The sequence below is a fragment of the Roseiarcus sp. genome, assembly GCF_052145395.1.
Lineage (GTDB): Bacteria > Pseudomonadota > Alphaproteobacteria > Rhizobiales > Beijerinckiaceae > Roseiarcus.
Genome location: NZ_JBKQOT010000703.1, coordinates 1 through 6,053, shown reverse-complemented (window position 1 = coordinate 6,053; position 6,053 = coordinate 1). Strand labels below are relative to the sequence as shown.

General features: G+C 65.6%; 7 protein-coding genes. 2 read left to right on the top strand and 5 right to left on the bottom strand.

The window, feature by feature from the left end; genetic code table 11:
- The first annotated feature begins 315 nt into the window (after positions 1 to 315).
- Entirely contained in the window at positions 316 to 792 is a 477-nt protein-coding gene (locus tag ACLP25_RS24035; RefSeq protein WP_442471644.1) for a DUF4188 domain-containing protein, read from the top strand.
- The gene (locus ACLP25_RS24030) at positions 793 to 1,686 is read left to right on the top strand and encodes a dioxygenase family protein (RefSeq protein WP_442471643.1); all 894 of its coding nucleotides are present in this window, start codon (positions 793 to 795) and stop codon (positions 1,684 to 1,686) included.
- A gap of 119 nt (positions 1,687 to 1,805) precedes the next feature.
- On the opposite strand, the gene ACLP25_RS24025 is transcribed toward ACLP25_RS24030, so the two are convergent.
- From ACLP25_RS24025 to ACLP25_RS24005, 5 genes are read right to left on the bottom strand one after another with little or no spacing between them, the layout of a single operon-like run.
- Positions 1,806 to 2,534, bottom strand: coding sequence for an aspartate/glutamate racemase family protein (locus ACLP25_RS24025; protein WP_442471642.1), 729 nt, complete (start codon positions 2,532 to 2,534; stop codon positions 1,806 to 1,808).
- Between the two features lie 11 nt (positions 2,535 to 2,545).
- Positions 2,546 to 3,268: an ABC transporter ATP-binding protein gene (locus tag ACLP25_RS24020; protein ID WP_442471641.1), complete on the bottom strand. Its 723-nt coding sequence runs from the start codon at positions 3,266 to 3,268 to the stop codon at positions 2,546 to 2,548.
- A 3-nt stretch (positions 3,269 to 3,271) separates the two neighbouring features.
- Positions 3,272 to 4,054, bottom strand: coding sequence for an ABC transporter ATP-binding protein (locus ACLP25_RS24015; protein WP_442471640.1), 783 nt, complete (start codon positions 4,052 to 4,054; stop codon positions 3,272 to 3,274).
- The gene (locus ACLP25_RS24010; protein WP_442471639.1) at positions 4,051 to 5,034 is read right to left on the bottom strand and encodes a branched-chain amino acid ABC transporter permease; all 984 of its coding nucleotides are present in this window, start codon (positions 5,032 to 5,034) and stop codon (positions 4,051 to 4,053) included. Before ACLP25_RS24010 ends, ACLP25_RS24015 begins: the two co-directional genes overlap by 4 nt.
- A 4-nt stretch (positions 5,035 to 5,038) precedes the next feature.
- The gene (locus tag ACLP25_RS24005; protein WP_442471638.1) at positions 5,039 to 5,905 is read right to left on the bottom strand and encodes a branched-chain amino acid ABC transporter permease; all 867 of its coding nucleotides are present in this window, start codon (positions 5,903 to 5,905) and stop codon (positions 5,039 to 5,041) included.
- Positions 5,906 to 6,053 lie beyond the last annotated feature (148 nt).

Below are 6,053 nucleotides of genomic sequence, written 5' to 3'. Positions count from 1 at the left end.
CTCCTGCGCAGGTGGCGCGTCGTCCCTGTGATCAACTCGACCCGGCGATAGCGATCGTCGCCTTTGCGACTGTCTTGATGAGTGTCATTATGACTGTCATTCTTCACGGCGCTACCCGACGCATCCACGGCCCGCTCACAATGCTATCGGATGCCGCGCGATTTGGTAGGTGCGATCGCCCTGTGATCGCCGTGCCGCTTACGAAGCAACCGGCAACCACTCGCTGAGAGCGTCGGCCGCGCTCAGCGCGGCTGCAACCGCGTCGCCGCGGTCGCCGATCGCAGCTACAATGGTGCGGCAGAAAGGAGGCCGCTCATGCCCGCCTTCCTCGAAAGCCGCGTGACGGCGCGGATCGAAGGCGATTTCGTCGTGTTCCTGATCGGCATGCGAATCAACAAACCGTGGAAGGTCCACAGATGGCTGCCCGTCTTGATGGCGATGCCAAAGATGCTCAAGGAGTTGGACGCCGCGCCGGCAGGGATCGGCTGCCTCGGATACACCAGCCTCGGGATGACGACCCTGGTCCAATACTGGCGCAGTTTCGACTGCCTCGAGGCCTACGCCCGCGCCCGGGAAAAGGCGCACTGGCCGGCGTGGGTCGAATTCAATCGCCGGATGAAGGATTCGCGCGGCGACGTCGGCATCTGGCACGAGACGTATCGGGTGCGCGCCGGCGAATACGAATCGGTCTATAGCGGCATGCCGCTGTCCGGTCTCGCAAAAGTGGCCGAGAGCGCGCCGGTGGCGACGGGAACCGAGAGCGCGCGCGAGCGCCTCGGTTTGGGGGCTTGAATGATCATCAGCGACCTCGACGACGTGAACCTCGACGCGCTCGCCGCCATGGCGCGAACCGAAGACCCGCGACTGCGCCAGATCCTGATCGCGCTCGTTAAGCACCTGCACGCCTTCGTGCGCGAGGTGCGGCTGACGGAGGCCGAGTTCCGCGCGGCAACCGCCGTCGTCAACGAAATCGGCCGGCTTTCGACCGACACGCACAACGAGACGGTGCTGTTGGCCGGCTCCCTCGGCGTGTCGTCGCTGGTCTGCCTCTTGAACAACGGCGTCGACGGGAGCGCGGAGACGTCCCAGTCCCTGCTCGGTCCGTTTTGGCGCCTGCATTCGCCGCGCGTTCCAAACGGAGGATCGATCCTGCGCTCCCCGACGCCCGGCGAGTCGCTCATGGTGACGGGACGCGTGGTGGACGCGTCGGGCGCGCCGATCGAAGGCGCGGAGGTCGACGTCTGGCACGCCTCGCCGCTCGGCCTTTACGAGAACCACGATCCGGACCAGGCGGAAATGAACCTGCGGGGCAAATTCACGACCGACGCGGACGGCCGTTTCTGGTTCTCGACGGTGAAGATGGTCGGCTATCCGATCCGGACCGGTGGCGTCGTGGGGCGCCTGCTCAAAGCCCAGAACCGTCAGCCGAAACGGCCGGCGCATCTGCACGCGCTGATCGTCAAGCCGGGCTACAAGGTGCTGATCTCGCAGGTCTACGACCCGTCAGACCCCAATCTTGAGGACGACCCGCAGTTCGGCGTCACCAAGGCGCTGGTCGGCGCCTTCGTCCGCCACGACGAGCCGCATCCGACCGACCCGTCGATCCGCCCGCCGTGGCATGCGCTCGACCACACCTACGTGATGCATGAGGGCGAGACCGTGCTGCCGGTTCCGCCGATCAAGTAGGAGGCGTCCCCCTCGCCCCGCGTAAGCGGGGAGAGGGTCGGGGTGAGGGGCGGCGCAGCCGCATCATCCGGCCTTCGGCCACCGTCTCCCCGCTTCGCGGGGCGAAGGGCTTCGAGGCCTCACCTCGGCGAGAACTTCGCGAACTCGCCCGCGTACGCCTTCGCCAGCGGCGGGGCGTAGCTGTTGCGCTTCGAGGTTTTCAGCCCGAGCCTCGCGAGCGTCTCGGCGAGACCGACGGCGCAGGCGACTCCGTCGAGCACCGGAACGCCGGCTTTCTGTTCGAGGTCGCGCGCAAGGTCGGTCATGCCGGCGCAACCGAGCACGATCGCGTCCGCGCCGTCCTCCGCAAGCGCGCGAAAAATCTCGGCCTCGATCGTGCGGCGGGCGTCGGACCCCGGCTCTTCCAGCGCGAGGACGGGAACGTCGGCGGCGCGCACCCGGGCGCAGCGCGCGGCGAGGCCGTATTTGACGAGGTTCTTCTCAATCGGCGCGATCGAGCGGGCGAGGGTGGTCACGACGCTGAACTTTTCCGCGATCAGGCTCGCCACGTGGAAGGCCGACTCGCCGATGCCGACCACGGGCGCGGTGGTTGCGCAACGCGCGGCTTCGAGACCCGTGTCGTCGAAGCAGGCGACGACGAAGGCGTTCGCGTCAGGGGCCCTGGCGATCTCGTCGAGAAGCCCCGGAACGGCGAAGGCTTCGTCGAAATAGCCTTCGATGCTCGGCGGGCCAAAGTTCGGATTGACGGCCCGGACCTCGACGCCGGGCGAGGCGGCGGCCTTGGCCGCCACCCCGATCTTCGCCGTCATGGAGGCGGTGGTGTTCGGGTTGACGACGCAGATCAGCATGGCATGCGCCCTCAGACCTCACCGCCCAGATAGAGATGCTGCACGCGCTCGTCCTTGGCGAGGTCGGCCGAATGGCCGGCAAGCGCGATCGAGCCGGTCGACAGCGCGTAGGCGCGGTGGGAGATGCGGAGCGCCATGCGCGAGTTCTGCTCGACCAGCAGCACGCTGACCTTCTCGTCGCGGTTGATCGCGACGATCGAGCGGGCGATGTCCTGGACGATCTTCGGCGCGACGCCGAGCGAGGGTTCGTCGAGCAGCAGCAACCTGGGCTTGGCCATTAACGCACGGCCGATCACCAGCATCTGCTGCTCGCCGCCGCTCATTGTTCCCGCCACTTGGCGCAGGCGATCCTTGAGGCGGGGAAAGCGGTGCAGCACGTCGTCGAGCGAGGCGCGAACGCCCGCCGCGTCCGAACGCGAGAAGGCGCCCATGAGCAGGTTGTCGCGCACGCTCATGTAGGGGAACACCCGGCGACCTTCGGGGACCATGGCGATGCCGAGCTTGACGATCGCTGCCGGGTCGAGCCCGTCGATCCGCTGGCCCTCGAAGGTTATCGACCCCTTGCGGATGCGGCGGAGGCCCGTGATGGCGCGCAAAATCGACGATTTGCCGGCGCCATTCGCGCCGATCAGCGCGACCGTCTCGCCCTCGTCGAGGGCGATCGACACGCCCTTCAGCGCGTAGACATGGTCGTAGTAGAGTTCGACGCCATCGAGCGCGAGCATGGGGGCCATGGTCTAGAGCCCGATCGATTCGTCTTCGACGCCGAGATAGGCCTCGATGACCTTGTCGTTGGATCGGATCTCGGCTGGCGTCCCTTCGGCGATCTTGACGCCGAAATTGATCACGACGATGCGGTCGGAGATCTTCATCACCGCCGGCATGTCGTGCTCGACGAGCAGGCAGGTCACGCCGCGGTCGCGCACCGCCCAGACCATCTCGACCGCCCGATTGGTTTCGTCGACGTTCATACCGGCGAAGGGTTCGTCGAGCAGCAGGACCTTTGGGTCGGCGGCGAGCCCGATCGCGATGCCGAGGGCACGCAGATGGCCTTGCGGCAGGTTGCTCGCGAGCTCGTTCTTGACGGCGCCGAGACCGAGGAAATCCAGGATCTCGTCGGCCGAGCGGCCGAACGCCTGTTCGTCGCGGCGCGCCGCCGCCGAGCCGACGTAGAAGCCGGCAAGGCTCGCGCGCGAGCGGAGGTGATGGGCGACGATGACGCTGTCGCGCGCCGTCATGCCCTTGAAGATGGTCGTCTCCTGAAAGGTGCGCACCACCCCCTTGCGGGCGACGATATGCGGGGCGAGGCCCGAGATCACCTCGCCGTTGAAACGAACCTCGCCGCGCGTCGGCTTTTCAAACGACGAGATCAGCTTGAAGATGGTCGACTTGCCGGCGCCGTTGGGGCCAATGATCGACAGGATCGCGTTCGGCTCGACGTCGAACGAGACCTCGTTGACCGCGGTCAAGCCGCCGAAGCGCTTGGTGAGGTCGCGGACCTCCAGGATCGGCGCCGTCATGGCGCTTTCCTCGACGGCCAGCGCAGGCTGAGAAGCCCGTTCGGCAGCGCGACGATCAGCAGGATCATCACGCCGGAATAGATGAGGAGCTGGTACTGGCCGGTCTGGAAAAGAAGGTCCCAGCCGAAATAGAGCACCAGCGTCCCGAGCATCGGGCCGAACACGTAGCTTAAGCCGCCGAGGAAGCAGTTGAGCATGAAGTTCACGCTGTCGTTGACGGTGAAGCTCGACGGATAGATCGACTGGGCGATGGCGACGAAGATCGCGCCCCCGATCCCGCCCAGGAACGAGGAGATTGCGTAGGCGAGCACGCGCAGAAGCGGCACGTTGACGCCCATGGACGAGGCGAGCGCCTCGTTCTGGCGCAACGCCGCGAACAGATGGCCGACGCGCGAATTCACCAGCCGCCAGAGAGCGGCGAAAGTGAGCGTCATCATCGTCACCGACAGGAAGTAGAAGGCGGCGTTCGGTTCGGCGAAAGAGTCGAACGCCGGGACGATCGTCAGCCCCAAGAGGCCAATCGCGCCGGGCATGGGAATGCTGGTGATGCCCTTGGCGCCGTTGGTGACGGGCAGGGCGAGCGCCGAAAGCCGGGCCACTTCGGTCAGCACCAGCGTGACCATCGAGAAATAGACGCCGCGCAATCTCAGGATCGGCAGGCCGATCAGCACGCTGATCAGGGCGCAGAAGAGCCCCGCGATCGGCAGGCTCAGCCAGAACGACAGGCCGTAGGTGGAGACCAGGACTGCGGAGACATAGCCGCCCGCGAGCGCATACGCTCCCTGGCCGATATTGATGCGGCCGATGTAGAAGGTGAGCCAGACGCCGCCGGAAGCGATGGCGAGCAGCGCGACCGAGCTCAGCGTATAATAGAGATCGGTGCGATGCGTCTCGTATATGGCGAGCGGAATGACCACGAATACGATCAGGAGAAAGAGCGCGACGGCCGCGGCGCGCGCGCTGCGCTGCATCCGGGTCATCGGCTCATCCCCATGGCTTGCCCATCAGGCCGTTGGGGCGGATTGCGAGGAAGACCATCAGGGCGACGAAGATGACGAGATAGGTGATGTCGCCATAGGCGTGAAGGACGGTCAGGCCGACCGATTCCAGCATGCCGAGGATGAAGCCGCCCGCGATCGCGCCGCCGACCACGCCCGCGCCGCCGATCATCACCATCATGAAAGCCTTGATCGAGATCGCCCCGCCAATGCCGGAATTCACGCCGGTGATCGTCACCAGAAGTCCGCCGACGAGGCCCGCAAGCATGGCGCCGAGCGCAAAGCCGACCAAGCCGTAGAACGCGACCGGCACGCCCATCAGTTGCGCTGCGACCCGGTCCTGCGCCATGGCTCGCATGGCGCGGCCGGGTTTGGTGAACTGCATCATGAGGATGAAGGCGACGATGAAGGCGACGGCGAGGCCCGCAACGAGGATGCGGTCCCAGGGGAGGATCAGGTTGTCCCAGATGAAGACGCCGTTGACGATCTTGTGTACGCCGCGCTGCTTCTCCCCGAACATGAGCAAGATCGCCGCGTCGAGGAAATAGGCGACCCCGGCGGCCAGCAGCATCGTGCTCTCCTCGCGTTCGCTGCGCCGGATCACGGTGCGGAACAGGAAGCGTTCCAGAGCCGCGCCGACGACGGCGAGCGTGAGCGCGGAGGCGATGAGGCCTACGACGAAGGGCAGCTTCATCAGGCCGTAGACTTCATAGACGACGAATCCGCCGAGCACGTACATCTGCCCGTGCGCGAAATTCAGCACGTTCATGAGCGCGAAGATCAGCGTCAGGCCGAGCGCGATCATGGCGTATTGCGCGCCGAGATAGAGCCCATTGGCGATGACCTGTTCCATGCCGCCTCAAGCCTCTGAAAGTTCGACGTGATTTGTGACCCTTCGTGTCCTTTGTGGTGGATATGTTCACCACAAAGTTCACGAAGGAGCACGAAGGCTGATCAGTCGACGTTCTCATGTATCCCCTCATTTTCACGCGATGCCGAAC